General features: G+C 57.4%; 17 protein-coding genes and 1 tRNA gene. 13 read left to right on the forward strand and 5 right to left on the reverse strand.

Annotated elements, in window-relative coordinates; genetic code table 11:
- Positions 1 to 41: 41 nt before the first annotated feature.
- The 5 genes from VEH04_14070 to VEH04_14090 all read left to right on the forward strand — a co-directional run bounded on the left by VEH04_14070 (position 42) and on the right by VEH04_14090 (position 6,651).
- Positions 42 to 773 (forward strand): prepilin-type N-terminal cleavage/methylation domain-containing protein, encoded by a 732-nt coding sequence (locus tag VEH04_14070; protein ID HYG23906.1) that lies wholly within the window; start codon positions 42 to 44, stop codon positions 771 to 773.
- A gap of 70 nt (positions 774 to 843) precedes the next feature.
- Positions 844 to 2,589, forward strand: a complete 1,746-nt coding sequence (locus VEH04_14075; GenBank protein ID HYG23907.1) for an FAD-dependent oxidoreductase — start codon at positions 844 to 846, stop codon at positions 2,587 to 2,589.
- A gap of 221 nt (positions 2,590 to 2,810) precedes the next feature.
- Positions 2,811 to 4,601: a glycoside hydrolase family 76 protein gene (locus tag VEH04_14080; GenBank protein HYG23908.1), complete on the forward strand. Its 1,791-nt coding sequence runs from the start codon at positions 2,811 to 2,813 to the stop codon at positions 4,599 to 4,601.
- Entirely contained in the window at positions 4,598 to 5,749 is a 1,152-nt protein-coding gene (locus tag VEH04_14085; protein ID HYG23909.1) for a glycoside hydrolase family 88 protein, read from the forward strand. Before VEH04_14080 ends, VEH04_14085 begins: the two co-directional genes overlap by 4 nt.
- A 116-nt stretch (positions 5,750 to 5,865) precedes the next feature.
- On the forward strand, positions 5,866 to 6,651 hold the full coding sequence (locus tag VEH04_14090; protein HYG23910.1) for a prepilin-type N-terminal cleavage/methylation domain-containing protein: 786 nt from the start codon (positions 5,866 to 5,868) through the stop codon (positions 6,649 to 6,651).
- A gap of 192 nt (positions 6,652 to 6,843) precedes the next feature.
- On the opposite strand, the gene VEH04_14095 is transcribed toward VEH04_14090, so the two are convergent.
- Complete coding sequence (locus VEH04_14095) at positions 6,844 to 7,038, reverse strand: hypothetical protein (protein HYG23911.1); 195 nt, start codon at positions 7,036 to 7,038, stop codon at positions 6,844 to 6,846.
- Positions 7,039 to 8,291: 1,253 nt separating this feature from the next.
- Between VEH04_14095 and VEH04_14100 the strand changes: the two genes are divergently transcribed.
- Positions 8,292 to 8,368, forward strand: a tRNA-Arg gene (locus VEH04_14100).
- A 342-nt stretch (positions 8,369 to 8,710) separates the two neighbouring features.
- Here VEH04_14100 and gdhA read toward each other — a convergent pair.
- Positions 8,711 to 10,054 (reverse strand): NADP-specific glutamate dehydrogenase, encoded by a 1,344-nt coding sequence (gene gdhA, locus VEH04_14105; protein ID HYG23912.1) that lies wholly within the window; start codon positions 10,052 to 10,054, stop codon positions 8,711 to 8,713.
- A gap of 377 nt (positions 10,055 to 10,431) precedes the next feature.
- Between gdhA and VEH04_14110 the strand changes: the two genes are divergently transcribed.
- From VEH04_14110 to VEH04_14125, 4 genes are all read left to right on the forward strand, one after another.
- Positions 10,432 to 10,911, forward strand: coding sequence for a hypothetical protein (locus VEH04_14110; GenBank protein HYG23913.1), 480 nt, complete (start codon positions 10,432 to 10,434; stop codon positions 10,909 to 10,911).
- 28 nt (positions 10,912 to 10,939) lie between these two features.
- A complete protein-coding gene (locus VEH04_14115) occupies positions 10,940 to 11,983 on the forward strand; it encodes an ATP-binding protein (protein ID HYG23914.1) in 1,044 nt (347 codons plus the stop codon).
- Positions 11,967 to 13,415 (forward strand): sigma-54 dependent transcriptional regulator, encoded by a 1,449-nt coding sequence (locus tag VEH04_14120; GenBank protein HYG23915.1) that lies wholly within the window; start codon positions 11,967 to 11,969, stop codon positions 13,413 to 13,415. Before VEH04_14115 ends, VEH04_14120 begins: the two co-directional genes overlap by 17 nt.
- Before the next feature lie 167 nt (positions 13,416 to 13,582).
- Positions 13,583 to 15,880, forward strand: coding sequence for a nitric-oxide reductase large subunit (locus tag VEH04_14125; protein ID HYG23916.1), 2,298 nt, complete (start codon positions 13,583 to 13,585; stop codon positions 15,878 to 15,880).
- A gap of 35 nt (positions 15,881 to 15,915) precedes the next feature.
- Here VEH04_14125 and VEH04_14130 read toward each other — a convergent pair whose 3' ends face one another.
- Positions 15,916 to 16,263, reverse strand: coding sequence for a DUF3088 family protein (locus VEH04_14130; GenBank protein ID HYG23917.1), 348 nt, complete (start codon positions 16,261 to 16,263; stop codon positions 15,916 to 15,918).
- A gap of 116 nt (positions 16,264 to 16,379) precedes the next feature.
- Here VEH04_14130 and VEH04_14135 point away from each other — a divergent pair, with 116 nt between their 5' ends.
- The 3 genes from VEH04_14135 to VEH04_14145 all read left to right on the forward strand — a co-directional run bounded on the left by VEH04_14135 (position 16,380) and on the right by VEH04_14145 (position 18,747).
- Positions 16,380 to 16,892, forward strand: a complete 513-nt coding sequence (locus tag VEH04_14135; GenBank protein HYG23918.1) for an erythromycin esterase family protein — start codon at positions 16,380 to 16,382, stop codon at positions 16,890 to 16,892.
- 43 nt (positions 16,893 to 16,935) lie between these two features.
- Positions 16,936 to 17,169: an erythromycin esterase family protein gene (locus tag VEH04_14140; GenBank protein HYG23919.1), complete on the forward strand. Its 234-nt coding sequence runs from the start codon at positions 16,936 to 16,938 to the stop codon at positions 17,167 to 17,169.
- A 171-nt stretch (positions 17,170 to 17,340) separates the two neighbouring features.
- Complete coding sequence (locus VEH04_14145; GenBank protein HYG23920.1) at positions 17,341 to 18,747, forward strand: DUF2851 family protein; 1,407 nt, start codon at positions 17,341 to 17,343, stop codon at positions 18,745 to 18,747.
- A 40-nt stretch (positions 18,748 to 18,787) separates the two neighbouring features.
- Here the strand turns inward: VEH04_14145 and infC are convergent, their stop codons facing one another.
- Entirely contained in the window at positions 18,788 to 19,543 is a 756-nt protein-coding gene (infC, locus tag VEH04_14150) for a translation initiation factor IF-3 (GenBank protein HYG23921.1), read from the reverse strand.
- Between the two features lie 157 nt (positions 19,544 to 19,700).
- Positions 19,701 to 20,771 (reverse strand): recombinase RecA, encoded by a 1,071-nt coding sequence (gene recA / locus VEH04_14155; protein HYG23922.1) that lies wholly within the window; start codon positions 20,769 to 20,771, stop codon positions 19,701 to 19,703.
- Positions 20,772 to 20,807 lie beyond the last annotated feature (36 nt).

Here is a 20,807-nt window from a genome sequence, read left to right on the forward strand (position 1 = left end):
TGTCGTGCGGCTGCGTTCCAACGCAGCCGCACTTGAGAGTTATGACGACACCGAAATCTCCACGTCACGCATTCACCTTGATCGAGTTGCTGGTCGTGATTGCCATCATCGCCATCCTTGCGGCCATGCTGTTGCCGGCCCTCAGCAGGGCCAAGCAAAAGGCTGCGTCCGTTCAATGCATTTCGAACCTGAAGCAGACGGGAATCGCCATTGCGATGTATGTGGAGGATAACGGCGATAAACTTCCAGGACCTGCCCTCACTGGTGTCAGCTCCGCCTATGGCAACAAGCCCGATCATCCCGATCCCAAAGCACAGTACGGAAACTTCGCTTTTTATCTCGCGAAATACATGGGCGGCAAGGATCCGGGCTCAATGGGCAGCGTGCAGGTGAATTATCTTCCGGCGATGTTTTGTCCGGGCTATGGAAAGTTCTCCAAGGAATCGCCCAATGAAGCAATAACCCGCGTTAATTACGCCCTGACGGTAGGCCACTCAAACGGGAACGTTCGCGTCCCTTCGCATCCGGTTCCGTTCGGCTATCCGAACAGCCCTACCGGAACGCCCCATGCGCCGATGAAGCTCGCGGCTGTGAGCGGCTATGGGCCGTTGACGGACATCTATGCCGTGTCCGATGTTGACCGCAAGCTGCTTGGCGGTGGCTGGCAGAACCTTGCCGAAAGCTCGAATCACGGCATTACTCGCAATCGACTTTACTTTGATTGGCACGTGAAAGCCTTCAAGGGTACAAATGTAAATGCAGTCGCCAACTGACCACCGCAGTGTGACGGAAGCAGATTCTCTGGAGCGCCGGCCGATTTTGGAAACTGACGGCAGAGAATCAATGGAGGCTGGATCCCCGGGAATCTCGCGGCGTTCGTTTCTAGGCACCACGTCAATCGCGATCACCGCCGCGCTTGCCACGCCAGGGTTCGCGATGAGTTCTGAAACGCGGCGCAAGGTCGACGTATGTGTCTATGGCGGAACTTCGGGCGGAGTGATTGCCGCCGTTGCTCTCGCCCGTCTTGGCCGTTCTGTTCTGTTGATCGAAACGACCCGTCATCTTGGCGGCATGACAGCGGGCGGCCTGGGCTGGATCGATTACGGTCGCGCGCCAACGATCGGCGGCTTGACGAAAAAATATTTCGACAGCGTGCGAGCATACTACGCCGCGTTGAATGTTCGAAGCAACGGCTGGAGCGTCGAGCCACACGTCGCCGAGCGCTTGTTTGAGAAGCTGGTTGCTGACAACCATGTTGAAGTCATTCGCGAGACGCGCCTGAATTCGGTCGGGAAATCGCGACGCCGCATTCGCACCATTACTCTGGACAAAGCGCCCGTGGATTCCCGGGGCGCACCTTCGCCCCGCCCCTTGGAGCGCCGCTACCTCACAATCGAGGCGTCCATGTTCATTGATTGTTCCTACGAAGGCGACCTGCTCGCAGCAGCGGGCGTGACGTATCGCACCGATCGTGAGGGGCGTGACGAGTTCGGCGAACAGCTCGGGGGCGTGTGCCTTTCCGCGGTGTTCAGCGATCGCAACGAAGGCGGCGGAGCGGCGCGCCGTTCTGTGAAGCATCCCGTGCGTCTGGATCCCTACAGGCGGCCCGGCGATCCCGCAAGCGGCCTGCTGCCGCTGGTATCCAAGGCCTCGCTCGGCCGCGAAGGCCGGAGGCATGCCGGAGTTCAGGCCTATAATTTCCGGCTTTGCCTCACCAGGAACGATCCCATCCCGATTGCGGCGCCTTCGAATTACGATCCAAATCGATTCGAACTCGTGCGTCGTTACATCACTGAGGTGGAACGGATGGGCGATCCGCTTGAGCCGGGCGACCTGTACTTCAATTTCGGCCACAGGATTCCCCGCAATCATCCACGCCTGCTGAAGATCACGCAGCTCATGCGTGGCAAGACCGACGTGAACAACGGCCTTTGCAACATCTCGATGGATTTTGCCAGCGGAGGCTCCGAGCGGTATGCCGAGGGCAGCTGGGCTGAACGTGCGAAGATCTGGCATGCGCATGAAGAGTATCAGCGAGGATATCTCTATTTTCTGCGAACGGATGAAGGACTGCCTGAATGGTTGCGTCGAGAAATTGCCGCCTGGGGCCTGCCGAAGGATGAGTTTCAGGACACAGGCGGCTGGCCGACGCAGCTCTACATTCGCCAGGCGCGTCGCATGGCCAGCAGATTCGTGATCTCGCAGCCGCATTGCGAAAACCCGGCCAAACGCGACGACTCCGTCGGGATGGGCAGTTACTCCCTCGATTCCCATGTGGTGCAACGCCTGGTCCATCAAGGCATCGTTGCGCATGAAGGGTATTTTTATCGGCGGATTGGGGAGCCGTATCCCGTTCCGTATGCAGCCATTGTTCCGCGTGAAGACGAATGTGAAAACCTGCTCGTCACATTCTGTGTGTCGACCACGCACGTCGCGTTTTCGTCTGTGCGGATGGAGCCGCCATTCATGATCCTCAGCGAGTCCGCTGCGCTTGCAGCCGACCAGGCGTTGCAGGATGGGACAAGCATCCAGCGGGTCAACCTTTCCAAACTTCGCCGGCGTTTGCTGGACGCAGAACAGATTGTTTGAGTTTCATGATGCGAAGAGCCGCCGGAATCACTGGCGGGCGGCCGTGGTCCCGGGCACGGTGTTGAACAGCGACGACAATTTCGTTTCGCTGCTGCCGGGTGAATCGCGCACAATTCGGGTGGCGTTCAGCGACACGGCAGCCGAATTGACACCGGTTCCGCTGCTTTTGAGTTGGAACGCGGAACGCAAATGGCATCGACCGAAAACAGATTGAGAAATCAATGAAATCAAAGCTGGAACTTTCAGGACTGCGCGCCGCGTTGTTGCTATTAATCGGGGCGACGCATTTGCTTTTTGCATCTCCTGCGCACGCCTTCACTGCGACTGACGCCAAAACGCTTTTCAAAGCGTATAATGATGCTTTCTATTTCGAAGCGGGGACAAACGGGTATTACAAGGAATCCACCGAGGGCGGGAAAACTTACTTCTGGGAGCGCGCAGAACAGTTGGAAATGATCCTCGATGTTTATGAACGCTCGCGCGACCCGAAATGCCTCACCCTGTTCAGCAACATTTTCAATGGATTTTTGAGTGATCACACCAGCAACTGGCGAAAGAATGATTTCAATGACGACATCATGTGGATGGTCATTGCCTGCTCGCGTGCCTATCAGCATACGGGCAACCCGGTGTTCCGCGACGTGGCGAAGCAGAATTTTGACATGTGTTTTGAACGGGGCTGGTCGGCGGACCTGGGCGGTGGACTCTTTTGGAAGGTCGATAATCTCTCGAAGAATGCCTGTGTGAACGGACCAGGGGCGATCGCGGCACACCTCCTTTATCAGATTCACGGGGACACAAACTACCTCGCAAAATCGGAAGCAATGTTTCAATGGCTGCGCGCGACGCTGTTCAATACAAACACGGGTGCTGTCCACGACAACATCAATCTTCGCGGAAACAGGGATCTGCGCACCTACACTTACAACCAGGGAACGTTTGTCGGCGCAGCCAATCTTCTCGGCCGCACGAATGACGCGCTGCTTGCTGCTGATTACACGATGAATGTGATCAGCCGCGGCGGGTTGATGCCGCGTTATGGTGAGAGCGGCGACGGGGGAGGATTCAACGGCATCTGTGCGCGCTGGATTTCGAGGTTCATGGTCCAGCGGGGCCTTGAGAACCGCTATGGTGGCTGGCTCCAATATAATGCCGAAACTGCATGGGATGTTCGTCGTGCTGCCGACAATCTTTCGTGGCCGCGGTGGCGCCAGCGCACACCGCAAACAACCCTTCATTCCTGGGCGTGCAGCAGCTCGGTCGTGACCATGCACGCCGTGCCGCCAACTGAAGGGCCTGGCGGGATCAAATATCCCGGCGTTGTCCCGCGAGACCGTGCTTCCAGGACGGATGCGGCCACGAGCGGATTGCCATCGGAATTCAGCTGGACTGGAAATGCAAAAGCCGCCGATGGTTCGCTCATCGCTGTCATCAAGGTGAACACCGAAGACACCCCGGATCTCACCGGCTGGGGCCGCCGGGCGGGCGAGTTGTGCGCCGAGTGGTATCCGCGGATTTCAGCGTTGCTTGCGAGCGATGGATTCACCCCGCCGGACGATGTTCGGCTGACATTCCGCAACGACTACGACGGGGTGGCCTCCACCCGGGGAAGCCGCATCGATATCTCAGCCCATTACGTTCGCGGTGCCACTAATGATTTCGGCATGGTTATCCGGGAGTTGGTTCATGTGGTGCAGGGTTACCCGCGGAACCGGAATGCGAGCTGGGTGGCGCAGGGTTTGGCGGAGTACGTGCGAATGGTGCATTTTGAGCCGCAGGCATCTCGACCGCGGTTCGATCTGGATACGACGGGCTACCGCGATAACCCGAAAGCGGCGGCGTGTTTTCTCGAGTGGATCGAGAAGCACCACGATTCAAAAATAATATCTGAGTTGAATCGTGCTCTGCGTGCCGGGACGTTTCGGCCAGCCCTTTTGGAGCAACGAACAGGAAAGCCTCTCGAAGCGCTCTGGAATGAATTCAAAACAATACTCCACAGCACAAAAGCATGAAACGTAAATGCTTCGCAGCCTGGGTGCTGGTTTTAATGACCGTGGCAGGCGGGTGCGTCACGAATTCAAGTCGGGACGCTGCGCGCAACTATCTTCACGCCTTTCCCCCAGGTGCATCACCGCAGGAAGTCGGCACGCGCGTCGCCAGGAGATTTATTGCAAGCCCGCATCCGAACTTCGGGAATCCGAATCCGCCTGGAGAAATCACGTACCCGGAAAGCGTCGCGTGGTGGGGCGCCCTGACCTTTGCCGACCTATCTGGAGATACTGCCCTCCGGCAACAGCTCGTCAGCCGTTTTGAGCCGCTTTTCAACCAGGAACGAAAACTGGTGCCGCGTCCGGGGCATGTGGATGCAACCGTCTTCGGGGCTGTCCCGCTTGAGATTTATCTGCAAACCGGGGATGGCCGCTGCCGCGAGCTGGGCCAACGATTCGCCGATGCGCAATGGCAAGCGCCTGAATCTGCGCGCAATCGGATGAACGCTGAGCTGCGGAGCTGGGTCGATCAGGGTTACAGCTGGCAGACGCGGCTGTGGATTGATGACATGTTCATGATCACGATGATCCAGGCGCAGGCATTCCGTGCGACGAAAGATCCTGTATACATCGATCGTGCCGCCCGGGAAATGGTGTTGTATCTGGAAAAACTGCAGCAAACGAACGGCTTGTTTTATCATGCACCCGACGTGCCTTTCTTCTGGGGCCGCGGCAACGGTTGGATGGCGGCAGGCATGACTGAATTGCTGCGCGCATTGCCTGAGTCACACCCCCACCGCCGGGCAATCCTGGCCGGATATCGGCGCATGATGGAATCGCTGCTTCGGTATCAATCCGGCACCGGCATGTGGCGCCAACTAGTCGATCATCCAGAGTCATGGCCCGAAAGCTCCTGCACGGGGATGTTCACGTTCGCAATGATCACAGGTGTGAAGTGTGGCTGGCTGGAGGCGGAGATTTATGGGCCTGCCGCACGGAAGGGGTGGCTGGCGCTCATCGGCTATATTGATGCGAACGGCGACGTTCGAGATGTCTGTGAAGGCACAAACAAAAAGAACAGTCTCAAATACTATTTGAATCGGAAACGCCTGGTTGGCGACATGCACGGCCAGGCGCCGGTCCTTTGGTGCGCCTCGGCACTCCTGCGGTAACGATCCGAACTCGTAACGCCCATTCTCCCTTCCCCCGCGTCCGAACCCTTCACGGCTCCACCATTTGATGGATTGTAATTTTAGGCGGAAGCGGTTCTTATCCATGCATTCTGCCTATGAAGCCGCAATACACCGCTCCCGTTCGCCGCATCGATCGTTCCTCCACTGGCTTCACGTTGATCGAACTTCTCGTGGTCATCGCGATCATCGCCATTCTTGCAGCGATGCTCCTTCCCGCGCTCGCAAAAGCCAAGAGCAAGGGGCAGCAGATCGCCTGCCTCAACAACCAGAAGCAGCTGCAACTCTGCTGGTTTATGTACGCCGGAGACAACAGGGATCTGTTGATCGCGAATCCTAAAGGCGGCAACGGATGGATCCGAGGCGACATGCAGGACGCTGCGGAGGCCGTCAACACCCGCCTGCTCGCGGACGGTCTGTTGTTCCCTTACAACAAATCGGTTGGAATCTACCGCTGTCCGGCTGACATCGGCCGGTCAACCGCCGGCATCAGCTTTCGCGTGCGCAGTTATTCCATGAATTGTTACATGAATGGAAACGATGTCACGCGCGAGAAGCTGAACACCCCTGCGACGGCCTACCGCGTTAATCTCAAATTGAATGACATCGTCAAACCTCCTGCGTCGTCCGCGTTCGTCTTTGTCGAAGAACATGAGAGCATCATTGATGATGGCCATTTCGGTTTCGTGGCGGAAGGCAACACATGGTACAACCTTCCTGGCATGTGGCATCGTGGCGCCAACTTCTCGTTCGCAGACGGGCATGCGAGCTTCCGCAAATGGGTGAATCCTGAAACACTTCGCCTTCGTACGAATCCGTCGACTGACACATCGGCGAGCAAAGCTGATCTGCGCTACGTGCAATCGATAACCGCGACGCGTTGAGTTCACGGAGTGCGCTGCTCGCTGTCAGCAATTAACTCCGTGAGCCCAATCGTTCCCTGGCGTCGGTCCGTTGGGACTATCCGCTCTAGCGGCGAAGCTTTGCAGTCTTGTAAGTGAGCAAGGCCGACGGGTCGCCACGGCCGAATCAAGGTTGGATTGAATCATGTCTTCCATGGCCGACTCGAACGGGTTTCAGTGGCGTGATTGAATCCAGTGATACATCCCTTTCAGCAGGGCGCTCAATCGGGCAGAGAACGGGTTCTCTTGCGCCGCGACGGGCACTTCCGTGTACGCGAGCCTCTCATTGCGGTACACGTCCAGGTGGTTGGCTCTTGAGCTGCATTCCTGGGGATTGTCACTTCGGAGATCGGTTTCGATCGGGTTCATTTGGGTTCTCCTTTTTGTGTTGGGTAACGGCGGCGTTTCATTCGGCAACGCCGCCAATGGGTGGGTGAATCGTTCGAACAACGCGTCCCGGCTTGTGCGGAAAGCGTTGTCAACCTGAGTCGGATGAGTGGGATTTCAGTTTTGGTTTAAGGCCGAACCCGGCAGGCCGGAAGGTGAACTTGAGTTTCACCGGCTGGATTCGGAGTGTGCGGTCTGGTTTGAAGCTCCTTCGAAGGAGTAACTGACTTTGATAACGACGAACGGTTCTCATGGCTTTTCCTTTGTTGAGGGTTAACGAAAGTCTCGGGCTGATAACTTGGAGCTGGATTCCCAGCCCTCTGGAAGTGCTTCTTAACGTGGGGTGTTCACCCTGCCACATTCAAAAGCGGAAATGGAAAGGGCCGAAAGCGCTGTTGCACCTCCAGCCCGTGGCTATCAATAAAGAACAATCACCTCTTGCCAGCTTGCGCTGCCAACCCGCGGTTTCACGGCGGCTGTTTTGGTGTTTGAAGGCACACCTCCTTGAAGCCTTTAATATGTAAAAGTGATTGGAACGTTGCCGGCATGTCGTGGTGCCTGAAAATTCGCATCAACGAAGCGGCCATGTTTGGCCGTCGGAAGGCAGCCGCGCGTAATCGCTCCGCGTGGGCACAGCCCACCGGCGGAACGTTGCCTCGTTCCTGCGCATCCGTTGCGGTCGCGTGTTGTTCGCGACGCAGGCGGGAGACCCGGCTTCGTTTGGAACCGTCAGACATCATCAAGACGTCGCTGAAATCTGTTCACTGTTGGTCTGCCTTTCGTTTTTGGCACTACACGGCCGGTTAGCGGCAATAAAAAAACCCTGCTTCCTTTCGGTAAGCAGGGTTTTGAAAATTCTCTTCGATTTCTCTAGCTGCTTACCTCCTGTTGATCCAATCGAACGTTCGACATGCGCGATGCGTAGGACTTGGATGCGGCAAGGTTATGAACACAACCTTGACGGGCCAGGGTACGACGTACCGAGGCCGCGATCCCGAAATTGCGGGATGCGGTCATTGCTGTTGTGTTAATATGATTTCTCATCGAACGTGCGAGACGAATACTACATAGAGGCGGTTACAGTCCAGTAATAGTTTTGCCAGGTGCCGTATCTTGAATTGAAATTTCCGAATTGAATGATGTATGCGACAATCCCGAATCGGTTCAACAGGAGCCCGGGATTGCTTTTCGTTGCGCTGGCGTTTAGCGTTCCGGCGTGAGGCTTGGCCTCAAATGCGTCCGTAGCTCAATTGGATAGAGCTTCTGACTTCGGATCAGAAGGTTACAGGTTCAAGTCCTGTCGGGCGCACCATTAAAACAGGGTTTCCACCGCTTTTCCGCCATCCCAGGATCGTCTCTGTGCTGCGAGTTGTGCTGCAGCCCACATTCTCTCTGAGGAATGTGGCCACGCACTGGTTTTTCCCCCGCCCAGGGGTGCCGAGAGGTCAAGGCGAGTTAAGGGGGAACGCAAATCCATCGAGCCTGGTCACTCCCCGCGAACGTGGTGCCTTCTGATCCAAAAATGAACCATCTCCCGCTTGTTGCTCGATCTGAATGGATTGACGGAACTGCGCGTCGCCGCTCTCTGGCTGGTTCTCCCTGGGATGCCGTGTTTGACAGTTCGAATCCAGATGCGGGCTGGAATCGCTGCGTTTCACGTGATTCCCTGTTCCAGCATGGCTTCGGCGACTTTTCGGAAGCCCGCAATGTTTGCGCCATCCACGTAATTGACGTATCCGTTTTGTTCTCCGAATCGAACGCACTGGCTGTGGATTGCCTTCATGATCTCGCGAAGGCGGCGGTCGACTTCCTCGCGGGTCCATTGAAGGCGCATGCTGTTTTGCGTCATCTCAAGGCCGCTCACCGACACTCCACCCGCATTGGCGGCCTTTCCAGGACCAAAGAGAATTTTCTGTTCTACGAATAAATGAACGGCTTCGAGAGTGCAGGGCATGTTTGCGCCTTCCGCAATGCAATTGCACCCATTCTTCAAAAGTTCGCGCGCGTCATCGACGTTCAATTCGTTCTGTGTGGCGCATGGCAGCGCCACATTGCACTTGATGCCCCAAGGCTTCCGCGCGGACAGAAACTCGATCCCGGCGCGCGAAGGGAATTCCTTCAAGCGGCCGCGCTGCGTCAGCTTGAAGTCCTTCAATTCGGAGAGCAGTTCGTCCGTGAAGCCGTTCGGGCAAAACAGCGTTCCCTCGGAATCCGACAGCGTCAGCACCTTTGCTCCAACTGCCATGGCGCGCTCGGCGGCGTGCAACGCCACGTTACCTGACCCGGAGACGACCACGCTGCGGCCGTTGAGCGAAAACCCGCGGGTCCGCAGCATGTCTTCGACGAAGTAAATCAAGCCATACCCTGTGGCTTCCTCGCGAATGCGGCTGCCGCCCCAATAAAGCCCCTTGCCGGTAAATGTGCCGCTGAATTCGTTTGCGAGCCTGCGGTACTGGCCAAACAAATAGCCGACTTCCCGGCCGCCAACACCGATGTCGCCTGCTGGAATGTCGAGGTTGTCACCCAGGTGCCGATGGAGTTCGGTCATGAATGCCTGGCAGAATCGCATCACTTCCTCGTCTGTCTTTCCTTTCGGATCAAAATCCGCGCCGCCCTTTGCCCCGCCAAGCGGCAGGGTGGTAAGCGCATTTTTGAATGTTTGTTCAAAGGCGAGAAACTTCAACGTGCCCAATGTCACAGATGGATGAAATCGCAAGCCGCCTTTGTAGGGTCCAATGGCGCTGTTCATCTGGACGCGGAATCCGCGATTCACCTGTACTGCGCCTGCCTTGTCAGTCCAGGTCACGCGAAAGAGAATCGCGCGCTCCGGTTCAATAATGCGCTCGAGAATCCCTGCCCGGCCAAACTTCGGATTTTTCTGCACGAATGGCCAGACTGAGCGGAAGACTTCGGTCGTAGCCTGATGAAACTCGGGCTCCGCAGGATATCGCCGCCTGAGTTCTCCAAGAAACTTTTCGAGATCATTGTGTTTCGTCATATTAAATCCGTTGCTCCTTCCATGGTCCGGAGGTGCCGCGCTTCAAACATCGCGCTCCAACATCGCACAGAGCTGTGGCTCGCACGAGTTGTCTTGATGCCGGCAGGGCTGAGCGTTTGTTTTCACAGAATGCGGTTGCCGCCCAATCAGCTCGGGTCGTGCCAGCTCCACACTTCCCCCGAGCGATCGAAACACGTCGCTATGATGCTTCAGTTCAGCCGCGTCTGAAAAGGCGGTTGAATTCGTGCCGACGCCGGCATCTTTTGTTCCGATAAACAGCCACCTTGTGGCTGCGGACCGCGTGTTCCGTGGCGCTTGCATGAAATTTTTCATGGCACAAGGCTGGCTAGTTGTTCTGCATGACCTTTACCCATTTTATGCTCGCTCTCGTTCTGTTGGCATTGTGCATCGACATCATCATTCGATTGGTGATCGCTGCGCGTCAGCGCGACAAGATGATCAGGGATGTGCTGGACACGATGACTGAACCGGAATCAGTGACTTCCATTCAGACCCCGGCGGGGGCCTCGATCAATGGCCTGGGCATCCATCTGCTGCGATACTTTCAGCAGTCAACCGCGTCGCGCGACGTGTTGTCGGTTCTCGCGGAAGCCCCGGAAGTGATGACTGAACGCGCGCATGTAAATGCGGTGGATCACCTGCGCCGGGAGCGGAAGAAGGGCGAGCTGCCTTCAGCAGCAATCCTGAACGGGGCGAGGATCCTGCGCGGAGCACGGCTGGCGGAACACCTCGGAAGCGGAGTGCAGGTGACTGATGCGGGGCGGCAGCTTAATGAGGCGATTCAGCAGCCGTTCCGGCCAGCTTTGAACCGGGATTTTGTGGTGTCGCCAGCGTGAGTGATCTCAGCTAGCGTCCCGCGCGACGATGATACTGGACTCCCGAGTGCGGTTAATCCAGCTGCTGATCGCGGCTGTGCTCGTGATCGGCGGATTGGTCTGGGCGGAGCGGGCTGCATGGCGCCAGATCAGCAACCTGCGGACGCAACTGCAGGAGGCGCAGGTGAAAACGAGCCCGCAGCCGGACCCTGTTGATGCTTCCGAGTTTTTTGCTGAGGCAGAGACTTCGCTCAGGCGGCTTCAGCAGTTTCTATTCATCACCCTGCTGGGACTCGCGGCGTGCGGGATCCTGATCATGGTGCTGGTGTATCGCAGGACCATTGCGCCCCTGCGAAGCAACCTGACTCAAAGCCTGGCCGTGATTGAGCGCCACGAAAAGCTGGCTTCACTCGGCGTGCTGGCGGCCGGCATCGCCCACGAAATTCGCAACCCGTTGACGGCCATCAAGGTCCGCCTGTTCACACTGAAGAGCAGCCATCAAGCAGGAACGTCAGAGCATGAGGACCTTGAAGTCATTCGTAATGAAATTGACCGGCTTGAAAGAATCGTCAGCGAGTTCCTGCAGTTCGCGAGGCCTGCTGAACCCAATCTCGAAGTGGTGTCCATTGAAAAACTTCTGCGCGAAACATTGCAGCTGCTGGAATCGGAATTGCGCCGCAGATCCGTTGAAATTCGCCTGGTGCCAATCGAAGGTGGCTGGGTGAAGGCGGACGCCGACAAAATCAAGCAGGTGTTGATCAACCTGGTTCAGAACGGCGCAGAAAGCATTGAACACGGTGGCATCGTGACGCTGGCGGCGCGGACTGATTCGCGGGTCCTGGGCGGCGCGTTCAAGCCAGTGGCGATCATCGAAGTGTCGGACAATGGATCCGGGATTGCGCCCGAAACGCAGAAGCGCCTGTTTGATCCGTTCTTCACAACCAAGGAAGAAGGGACAGGGCTGGGGCTGGCCATCGCGGCCCGCATTGTTGAGAAGCATGGCGGAGTGATCGAGTACGAAACGGCCCCGAACCGCGGGACCACTTTTTCAATTATTTTACCGCTGGCACACCGTCATGAAAACGAATTCTAAGGTGTTGATCATTGAAGATGACCGGAACATCGCGACGGGCCTGCAAAAGGCTTTCCGCGCGAATGGGTATGATGTCTCGTTGCAGCACCGGGGCGACGATGGCCTTGCGGCAGCGATAGCCGATCGCGTCGACGTGGTGATCACCGACTTGAAGATGCCCGGTCTCGACGGACTTGAGCTCGTGCGCCAGTTGCACGCTGCCAAGCCGAAGTTGCCGATCCTGCTGATCACTGCTCACGGAACCACGGAGACGGCCATTGAAGCAACCAAGTGGGGAGCGTTTGATTATGTGCCGAAGCCGTTTGACGTCGAGGAGCTTTTGGACCTCACGGCGAAGGCGCTCGAGAGCAGCCGATTGATGTCGGAGCCGATTGAGATGGGAGACACCGAATCGCCGCGCATGTCGATCGTCGGCAAGAGCCGGGCGATGCAGATGATTTACAAGGAGATTGGCAGGATAGCGGCTGCGTCTGCGACCGTTCTGATTCGGGGCGAGACAGGAACCGGCAAGGAGTTGATTGCACGCGCGATTTACCAGCACAGTGATCGCTCCTCGGCTCCGTTTATTGCGATCAATTGTGCCGCGATCCCGGAGAACCTGCTGGAGAGCGAGTTGTTCGGCCACGAACGCGGCGCGTTCACGGGAGCGGATGCCCGCCGCATTGGGCGTTTCGAGCAAGCGAATGGTGGCACGTTGTTTCTTGATGAAATCGGGGACATGAACGCCAACCTCCAGGTGAAATTGCTTCGGGTCCTGCAGGACCAGAAGATTCAGCGGCTTGGGGGGAAGGAGACCGTTGCTATTGACGTGCGAATCATTGCGGCGACCCATCGCGATCTGGAGGAAGCCATTGCTGAGCGGGCGTTCCGTGAAGACCTGTTCTACCGGCTGAGCGTGGTGACCATCAATCTTCCGCCGCTCCATCAGCGCGCTGAAGACATTCCCGACATGGTTCGTTACTTCCTCCGCCGGTACGGGCCTGAGGCGGGAGTTGGCTCACCATCGATTACTCCCGAAGCAATCGCATACCTGCAGAAGCAGCCGTGGCCCGGGAACGTTCGTGAGCTCGAGAATACTGTGCGCAAGGCGCTGTTGATCGCACGCGAATACACGATCGGGCTTGAACATGTGAAAGACATCCTGGAGAAGAATCCGATGCCGAACAGCCCGCTGCATCAGACGCACCTCGCGTATGTGACGCAGCTGATGGATCGAGTGGAGCGAGGTGAAGTTCAGGAGGCGTTTTCCGTCATGTTGCGCGACCTTGAGCCGCAACTGTACGCCCAGGCGATCGCTCGGGCGAACGGCAATCTGACGAAGGCGGCGCAGTGGCTTGGGGTCACACGGCTGAAAATGCGTGAGAAGCTCAAGGAGTTTGGCCTCCACCCGCAGCACGGGGGCGGTAGCGGGCCTGACGAGCCGGCGTTGTGAGATTCCTCACAGCAGGAACATCGCCCCTGCGGCTGCGGCGAGGTCGGTTTGATCGGTAAGGTCTCTGAGGGATTCGGGTTTTTACCTACTATTCACGGGTGCAGTCCATGCAACGATGAAAAAGATTCATCAATCCTCCTGCAGGAGCAGCACGATCGAACGCCGTTATGAAATACCGAAAGCTTTGGATCTCACTGGCCGCCGTAATCATTGGGTCTTTGGCCGTGCTTGGTTATTACGGCTGGGAATTATACCAGGTGGCGCCTCCGATCCCAAAGCGCGTTGTCACAGCCAGCGGGAATGTTGTTTTCACCGAGAAGCAGATCCGCGACGGGCAGAACGTCTGGCAATCGATGGGAGGCCAGGAGGTTGGCAGTGTGTGGGGCCACGGTGCCTATGTCGCGCCCGATTGGTCGGCTGATTGGTTGCATCGCGAGCTTGTCTGGATTCTCAATCACTGGGGTCAAGCCGAGTTCAGCAGGAACTACGAGGAACTCGATGCGCCGACACGAGCATCATTTCGTGAACGGCTGAAGCAGGAGGTGCGGCGCAATACCTACGATCCCAAGACGGGCGACATTGTGGTTTCAGACCTGCGGGCGCGTGCGATAGCCGACGTTGCGAAACACTACACTGCTTTGTTCGGCGATGACCCGGAGCTTGAGAAGCTGCGGGACGCGTATGCAATTCCGGCGAACTCTGTTCCAGACCCTGAACGCCGTGCCGCAATGAATGCGTTCTTCTTTTGGTCGTCGTGGGCCTGCGCCACGGAGCGCCCAGGACAGGCAATCACTTACACCCACAATTGGCCCGGCGAGGACCTGATCGATAATCGTCCGACGGGCGACATCGTCGTGTGGTCGGTTGTGAGTTTCGTGTTGCTCCTGGCCGGCGTGGGTGCGCTGGCGTGGTACTTCGCGGTCCAGCGGCATCGCGAGGAAGAGGAAAGTGACGGAGAATCAATCCCGGAGGAGGATCCGCTCCGTTCGCTTGATCCTACGCCGTCGATGCGCGCGACCCTCAAGTATTTCTGGGTCGTGGCGGCGTTGATTGTCGTGCAAGTCCTGCTGGGGGCGGTCACTGCCCATTATGGTGTTGAGGGATCGGGATTTTACGGCATTCCGCTTGCAGAATGGCTGCCTTACTCCGTGACGAGGACGTGGCACACGCAGCTGGGGATATTTTGGATTGCTACGGCCTGGCTTGCGACGGGTTTGTTCGTGGCACCTGCTGTTTCGGGATACGAACCAAAGTTTCAGCGTGCCGGGGTCAATTTCCTGTTTGTCTGCCTCTTGATCATCGTGGCGGGCTCAATGGCCGGTCAGGTCCTGGGGGTGCACCAGAAGCTGTCGTTCAGTGCGAATTTCTGGTTTGGACACCAAGGCCTTGAATACGTTGATCTTGGACGTTTCTGGCAGCTGTTCCTTTTTGTGGGGCTGTTCGTTTGGTTGTTCCTGATGGGACGCTCGCTCTGGCCGGTGTTGCGGAAGCCCGGCGAACATTGGCAGTTGCTGGTACTGTTCTTCATTGCGTCGGCAGCCATCGCTGCGTTCTACGGCGCGGGGTTGATGTGGGGCCAGCAATCCAATCTGGCTATCATCGAATACTGGCGTTGGTGGGTCGTGCACTTGTGGGTGGAGGGATTCTTCGAAGTATTCGCAACGGTGGTCATCGCTTTTCTTTTCGTTCGCATGGGACTGCTGCAGACCCGCAGCGCCACGCGCGCTGTGCTCTTCTCAACGGTCATTTTTCTTTCAGGCGGAATGATTGGAACGTTTCATCACCTTTACTTCAGCGGGACTCCGACCGCGGTGCTCGCGTTGGGTGCCACGTTCAGCGCGATGGAAGTGGTGCCGCTCGTGCTGATTGGGTTCGAAGCTTATGAAAATCTGACGTTGAGCCGCGCGCGACCCTGGGTTGCGGCCTATAAGTGGCCGATCTACTTTTTTGTTGCCGTCGCTTTCTGGAACCTGGTTGGCGCGGGATTGTTCGGGTTTTTCATTAATCCGCCAATTGCCCTCTACTACATGCAGGGACTCAACACCACTCCAGTGCATGCCCATACGGCGCTCTTTGGTGTCTACGGGATGCTCGGCATCGGGCTCATGTTGTTCTGCCAGCGCGGATTGACGAATGATCGCCTTTGGAAAACCGGCCTGCTCTCATTTTCGTTCTGGTCGATCAATATTGGCCTCGCCTTGATGGTGCTCCTCAGCCTGCTCCCTGTCGGCCTGCTGCAAGCGTGGGCCAGCGTGGAACATGGAATGTGGTACGCCCGTTCCGCGGAATTCACGCAGACCGGATTGATGGACATCCTGCGCTGGATGCGTGTCGTCGGGGACACGATCTTTGCGATAGGCACCGTGACCCTCGGTTGGTTTGTGCTGGGCCTAAAAACGGGCTGGTCACTGCAGCCGGGCCACACGTCGGTCAGGATTCCCGCCGACCTGCGCGCGCGCAAGTGATGCACCGCAACTCATTTTGCGCTGGCGTGGATTCATTAGTGGGGGAGGCCGATGCCGCGGGCGTGTGCGAGGTATTCGCCAATCTCGCGCGGCCCTGCAACGAAGAAGCGGCCGTTCGCCTGCTGCACCTTCAGATGCGGTGGCAGGTTTCTAGGCTCGGAGCCAACAACAAGCACGGGGCAGCTCTGGTTTTCTTCTCCGAGCAAGGAGACGAGTTCCGGGCGCGGACGTTCAAAATCAACCCAGCGGACTTGAATGTCCTTTTTCATGGCCGGATAAAATTCCAGGAGGCCTGCCATCTCCGCGCATCCAGGGCAGAAGTATGTTTTGCCGCGATCATGAAAACCGGGTTTCAGCAGATACAGCGTGTCTTGTTCTTTCATAAAATTCGTCAGCGAACGATTACACGTCGCGAGCCATGCGCGTGGCACAGGTTGCCTGTTCGATCCAGCCGGGCCACATTTACGACGCAAGCTGTCGCTGGAAATGGAGGATATATATGGACGCGAAACTGGAGGCAGTCAAAGGCGCAGGCCGTCCATTGCCGGGCGCGCAGTCCGATTACGATCCGTTGATGGAATTGGTCGGCGACGCAACATTCGTGCTGCTCGGAGAGGCGACGCATGGGACACACGAGTTCTATCGTGCACGGGCCGACATCACAAAGCGCCTGGTTCAGGAAAAGGGCTCCAATGTCATCGCATGGGAGGCGGACTGGCCCGATGCCACGAGAATGAGCCGATTTGTTGGCGAAGGCCGCGATGTGGATGTGCACGCCGCACTGGCGGACTTTGAACGGTTTCCAGTCTGGATGTGGAGAAACCAGGAAATCGCGGATCTATGCGGATGGCTGCGTGATTACAACAGCAGCGGAAAAAAAGGCGGGACGCAGGTGCGAATTTTCGGGCTGGATCTTTACAGCCTTCATCGTTCGATCGAAGCGGTCCTGCATTACCTCGAGGGATTCGACGCGAAGCCGCAAGGGATGCCCGCCGTCGGTATGAAGCTATGAGCGTCTCTTTCATGAATCCGGGCTTGGAGATTTCCTTTTGGTCATGCGTGAAGAACCCCGTCTGTCCGCCGCATTGAATGAAACGATGCTGGAACGTGCGATCGGCGTGATTTACCGGCCGGAAACAGAACGTGCCAGCCATTATTTTCATGCGCGGCTCAGCGCGCAGTTTGATGCGATCCTGCATTTCGACAAGACGACTGCGCTGGAGCCTTTGGAGTCGCGTTCGCAGGCTGAACCGAGCGAATTGCCTGAGACGGATCCCTCAACGTTCTGAGAAGGCGGTTCATCAAATCACGGCGTGCGCCAAAAGTAAGTGTTACCGAAGAATCGCAGCAAGGCGGCACAGCGCGCTTGACTTCCCTCCTCGCGGGGAGCACAACAGCGGCGGGTTGTGTTTTGTTTTCCCGACAGTTCATACGCGGCGTTTCGCCTTCACTGCGGCAGCGTGCCCGCATTCCACGAAGGCAACGAACCTCCACCCGAACGGCTTCTGCAGGCCGTGTGGCAACATCAACGCGTGCTGCGCGACCAGCTCGTCACGACCACGGGACGGAAAGTGCGCATTCTTCATCCGGGTTTTCTCAATCGCGAAGGCGGCCCGGATTTTCGCGGTGCCGTGGTGCAGTTCGATGACGAGGCCGCGCGAAGCGGCGACATTGAAATCGATGTCTACCCGCATGGATGGCACGGCCATGGGCATGATCGGAATCCCGCCTTTAAGAATGTTGTTCTACACGTGATCTGGGATGGAAGTCCCGCACCGGGCGCATCGCTTCCCACGGTTGCCATTGCCACACGCTTGGATGCGCCCTTGAATGAGCTTGGATTCTGGATCACCACCGAAGATATCAATCTGTTGCCGATCGCCTGGCGGGGACGCTGTTGCGCTGCTTTCGAGGGCCTGGATGAAGTTCAAGTGACGGCGTTGCTGCGTGAAGCTGCAGAGATCCGCTTTCGATCAAAAGCAACCCAGTTCCAGGCGAGGGCGCGACAGGTCGGTTGGGAGCAATCGTTGTGGGAAGGGATTTTTCGCGCGCTAGGGTACAAACATAATGCTTGGCCGATGCAATGCCTTGCGGAGCATCGGCCACAGTGGCAACGAACGACCGAATCTGCAGGCGCGTTGCAGGCGAGATTGCTTGGGATCGCCGGGTTGTTGCCCGCCGATTTCACAGGCGTCCGGCAACGCGGTGGCGAGTTCGTATGCAATGCGTGGCATCAATGGTGGCGTGAGCGGGCAGAGTTTGCGGAGTTCGCCTTGCCGCGCTCCGTGTGGTGCCTATCGGGCCAGCGCCCCGCCAATCATCCTCAACGCCGCATCGCTCTGGCGTCGCACTGGCTGGCAGCAGGCAATTTGCCCGGGCAACTGGAAGCCTGGTGCGCCGCGGAAATCCAAGATCGCTATCTTTGTTCCGAATTATTTGCGCGGTTGAATGTTCCGGATGACGCGTTCTGGAACTGGCATTGGACATTGCGGTCGGCCCGGTTGGAACGGCCGCAAGCGCTTCTCGGGAACGCTCGCCTGACAGATTTGGCAGTGAACGTGATTCTTCCCTGGCTCTGGATCCGCGCTGCAGAAGGACGCAACGAGATGCTCCAACAACGTCTGGAACATCGATACCATGCATGGCCGGCTTCCGAAGACAATGTCGTGCTTCGCCTCGGCCGCCAGCGCCTGCTCGGGCGAACAGCGCCAAAATCTCTAAAATCCGCGTCGGAACAGCAGGGACTGATTCAGATCACGCGTGATTTTTGTGATCGATCGAACGCAGCGTGCGAGAACTGTTCCTTTCCTGAATTTGTAAACGCGCACCTGTCGGCAGGCAAATCTGCAGAACAGCAGACGGCCTGACTAAGCGATTTTGTTCGTGGCCCGCAACGCCGCGGTACAGCTACTTGGCGTTAATATGCGCGAACGGGTTGTTTGCGAAGCCAGGTTGCTGACTGCCCTCTCCGCCCTGGGAAGATTTTCCGCGTTCAATCTGCACGGTTTCCCGCCGCTCAACAGGCTCGGCCGGTTCATCGTCCGATTCGGATTCGGAATCGTCCGCCGCGGTGGCAGGTGAAACAGCGTTCTGGTTTGGATTCTTGGCGCGTTTATTTCGAGGCAGCGGACTGATCATCACGTTGATCCCCTTGCCAATCAATTTGGGCGGGAAGTCGGGATGCCCATACGGCGCAATCTCCCCCAGGTACTTCTTGATCACGTCGAATCCGACTTCAGTGTGGGCCATCTCGCGCCCCCGGAACTTGAGGGTCACCTTGACCTTCATGTCCTCGCAAAGGAAGTCGATGGAATGGGAAATCTTGACTCCAAGGTCGTGAGGATCAATTCGCGGGCTGAGCTGGACCTCCTTCACCATGCTGGCGTGCTGGTGCTTCTTGGATTCCTTGTCCTTCTTTGCCTGTTCGTATCGGTATTTTCCGTAATCAACAACCCGGCAGACTGGCGGATTGGCGGTCGGAGCGATTTCGACGAGGTCCACTCCATGAGTGCGCGCCATGTTGAGCGCATCCGCAAGCGAGAGGATTCCCGCCTGCTTCCCGTCGATGCCAATCACCCTGACTTCGCGGGCACGGATTTTCCCGTTGACCCTGACGAATGATCCCGAAGAAGAAAAATTACGAGAAGGAAAAGGGCGGCTCAAGACACCCTCACCGGTTGAAGCTTATTCATGCAGATTTTTAACAGCCATGCTAACAAACTTATGGGCGTAATTAATCATGCGCGTGCTTATGCGCAAGCAAATAATCGCCCAAATCCGGCTGTCAAAAAAATGGGGTATAGCCTGTAAAAACCGGCCCTCAGGCGGCTGCTGCGACCACGCCGTTCCGCTTGGCCATGATCGCTTCCACGATCCGCTTGGCGACCTCCGGTTTTTCGGCGAGTGCCTTCTGAGCGGCATCCTTCCCCTGGCCGATCAGATCCCCGCTGAATTGCAGCCACGCGCCCTTTTTTTCAACCACGCCATGTGAAATTCCCATGTCAAGGATGCTGCCCTCCTTGTTGATCCCGTGGTTGTAAATGATGTCGAATTCCGCCTCGGCAAACGGGGGCGCGACCTTGTTCTTCACGACCTTGACTTTGACGTGGTTTCCGATCGCGTTGCCGGCCGCATCCTTGAGCGTGTCCTTGCGGCGGATATCAATGCGAACGCTCGCGTAAAATTTAAGCGCCTTGCCCCCAGGAGTGGTCTCGGGATTGCCGAACATGACTCCGACTTTTTCGCGCAATTGATTTGTGAACACGCAGGTCGTCTTGGATTTGTTGAGAATGGCCGTGAGCTTGCGCAATGCCTGGCTCATCAACCGTGCCTGCATCCCCATGGTTGCCATTCCCATTTCTCCCTCGAGTTCGGCCTTCGGAACGAGGGCCGCCACTGAATCGACCACGATGACGTCGAGCGCATTCGAACGTGCCAGGGTTTCGCAAATCGTCAGCGCTTCTTCGCCGGAGTCTGGCTGCGAAACAAGCAGGTCGTCGAGATTCACGCCAAGCTTCTTCGCATATCCGGGATCCAGCGCGTGCTCGGCGTCGATAAACGCCGCAAGGCCGCCCGCCTTCTGTGCGTTGGCAATGACATGCAGCATCAGCGTCGTTTTGCCCGAGGATTCCGGCCCAAAAATCTCGATCACGCGGCCGCGCGGAACGCCGCCGACACCGAGGGCCAGGTCCACTGCAAGGGCGCCCGTTGGGATGACTTCGATCTGCCGCTGTGCCTGCGCGTCGCCCAACCGCATGATGCTGCCTTCACCGTAGGTTTTCGTGATCGTGGAAATGGCGGCGTCGAGGTCGCGCTGACGCGCAACGGCCAACTTGTTTGCATCTGCATTTTTGGCGTCGGCGGCTGGTTTTTCTGCGGTTTTTGGAGGCATAGCGTTGATCTTTCGTTCCCGGGTTGTACCCGGGCA

The sequence above is a fragment of the Verrucomicrobiia bacterium genome (assembly GCA_035629175.1).
GTDB lineage: Bacteria > Verrucomicrobiota > Verrucomicrobiia > Limisphaerales > DASXHY01 > DASXHY01.

Bases quoted from the DNA above. Each gene is read 5' to 3' on its own strand.
- VEH04_14140 (HYG23919.1), top strand. From the start codon at position 16,936: ATGCGTGAAGAACCCCGTCTGTCCGCCGCATTGAATGAAACGATGCTG.
- VEH04_14115 (HYG23914.1), top strand. From the start codon at position 10,940: ATGATACTGGACTCCCGAGTGCGGTTAATCCAGCTGCTGATCGCGGCT.
- VEH04_14070 (HYG23906.1), top strand. From the start codon at position 42: ATGACGACACCGAAATCTCCACGTCACGCATTCACCTTGATCGAGTTG.
- VEH04_14110 (HYG23913.1), top strand. From the start codon at position 10,432: ATGCTCGCTCTCGTTCTGTTGGCATTGTGCATCGACATCATCATTCGA.
- VEH04_14095 (HYG23911.1), bottom strand. From the start codon at position 7,038: ATGAACCCGATCGAAACCGATCTCCGAAGTGACAATCCCCAGGAATGC.
- gdhA (HYG23912.1), bottom strand. From the start codon at position 10,054: ATGACGAAACACAATGATCTCGAAAAGTTTCTTGGAGAACTCAGGCGG.
- VEH04_14120 (HYG23915.1), top strand. From the start codon at position 11,967: ATGAAAACGAATTCTAAGGTGTTGATCATTGAAGATGACCGGAACATC.
- VEH04_14075 (HYG23907.1), top strand. From the start codon at position 844: ATGGAGGCTGGATCCCCGGGAATCTCGCGGCGTTCGTTTCTAGGCACC.
- recA (HYG23922.1), bottom strand. From the start codon at position 20,771: ATGCCTCCAAAAACCGCAGAAAAACCAGCCGCCGACGCCAAAAATGCA.
- VEH04_14135 (HYG23918.1), top strand. From the start codon at position 16,380: ATGGACGCGAAACTGGAGGCAGTCAAAGGCGCAGGCCGTCCATTGCCG.
- VEH04_14090 (HYG23910.1), top strand. From the start codon at position 5,866: ATGAAGCCGCAATACACCGCTCCCGTTCGCCGCATCGATCGTTCCTCC.
- VEH04_14125 (HYG23916.1), top strand. From the start codon at position 13,583: ATGAAATACCGAAAGCTTTGGATCTCACTGGCCGCCGTAATCATTGGG.
- VEH04_14130 (HYG23917.1), bottom strand. From the start codon at position 16,263: ATGAAAGAACAAGACACGCTGTATCTGCTGAAACCCGGTTTTCATGAT.
- VEH04_14080 (HYG23908.1), top strand. From the start codon at position 2,811: ATGAAATCAAAGCTGGAACTTTCAGGACTGCGCGCCGCGTTGTTGCTA.
- VEH04_14085 (HYG23909.1), top strand. From the start codon at position 4,598: ATGAAACGTAAATGCTTCGCAGCCTGGGTGCTGGTTTTAATGACCGTG.